Here is a 1,357-nt window from a genome sequence, read left to right as displayed (position 1 = left end):
GGATGCCGGAGTTGAGGGCGTTCGAGAGGGCAAAGTCGATGATGCGCGACTTTGCCCCGAAGTAAACCGCCGGCTTGACCCGCTTGTCAGTCAGCTCCAGCAGGCGACTGCCGCGGCCTCCGGCCAGAACATAGGCCATGGTGCGGCGAGAGAGCGGGGCAGAGGCAGGGCTCGTCGGCATCAGCTTTCCTCCCATTCAAGCGAGGCTCTTCTGGCCCGCTAAGCTTCTATGCTCTGAGATGAGCGGAAGTTCCTCAGGAGCAAGGGAGAGCATCCGCCAGAGCAGGCCCCCTAAGCCAACAGGGTATGGATCAAGAGGACACCGCCATCGGCTTCTTTGCCTCAGAGCTACACGCGGGAGCGTACGCAAAGCGCACGTGAGGTCAGGTTCCCAGCTTCAGCAGTGCGCCACGCCGCCGCGCCTTGCTCGAAGCGCTTGTCACCTCCGGCAAATCAGCTCGCTCTGACTCCAGCTGCCTCTCAACGACAGCTGTTGACGAGCCCCGGGAGTTGGCACGGATGGACTGCCCTCCCGGGCTCCTCGTCTGACGACAGCGCCCGTTGTACGATCCACACGGAAGAGCTAGACCACTGTCACTTCACTCCTTCATGTCATTCCTTCAGCAGGACCTACATGTTCTCCGAAGAGTGGGACGGGCGGCTGCTCTACCTCCAAATCGCGGTGGCAACTCCCCTCGCCTCAAGGGCAAAGTATTACCAAAGGGTTGATCCGTAGGGGCGATGGTGGCCAGGTTCATTTCAACAATTCAGTACCCCGGCGCAGATGGGCCGCCACTCGCGGCCAATCTCAACCACTCCCGGAACCAGTCCCTGACAGATCCAGAAGCTCAGATTCTTCTTCTCTTGAAAGCCGGTAGGGCGAAGGCCGAGATTGCTGCTGAAGTTGGCGCGGACGAGGCCGCCGTGAAAGAGCACATCAAGGCCATCTTGCGAAAGGCTGTTGGGTCATCCAGCCAGAGGCTTAGTCCGAAAAGACCTGTATGCCTCGTACCGGATGCATATCGTCCCGTGGTGGAACAATAAAGGCTCAGCGACCGGCTGAGGCGTCGAGTACGCGCTCCTCGACACCCGGAGCAAGCGACATCCGCACAGCCGAGATTCCAGGTTCGTCTCTCGAGCATCACGGAAAGACGGCTTCGAGGTTCCGAACGGCTGACCGCGAAGAGATTGGTATCGGCGGTATACAGGCACCCAAGGATCTGCCACCGTACCTGACGCGGCTTCAGGAGGCGCGGTCCCTATGATCGGTAAAGTCCCGGGCCTGACGATCTTCATCCTGCAAGCGCTGTGCATCGTCGCGATCGCTCTTGCCCCACGCATCATCGACACTCTGGGG

Annotated in this window: 2 protein-coding genes; one reads left to right on the top strand and one right to left on the bottom strand. The window is 60.4% G+C overall.

The genetic code is table 11. The annotated features are described in order from the left end of the window. The coding region (locus FS320_RS43430) for a sugar phosphate nucleotidyltransferase (protein WP_244627766.1) at positions 1–181 on the bottom strand (181 nt) is incomplete at its 3' end. A gap of 560 nt (positions 182–741) precedes the next feature. On the opposite strand from FS320_RS43430, the gene FS320_RS51345 reads away from it, so the two are divergent. After that, entirely contained in the window at positions 742–1,044 is a 303-nt protein-coding gene (locus FS320_RS51345) for a LuxR C-terminal-related transcriptional regulator (protein ID WP_152718659.1), read from the top strand. Positions 1,045–1,357: the final 313 nt, after the last annotated feature.

It is taken from the genome of Microvirga tunisiensis (assembly GCF_009296175.1).
Classification (GTDB): Bacteria; Pseudomonadota; Alphaproteobacteria; order Rhizobiales; family Beijerinckiaceae; genus Microvirga; species Microvirga tunisiensis.
This window is presented reverse-complemented; position numbering and strand designations above follow the sequence as displayed.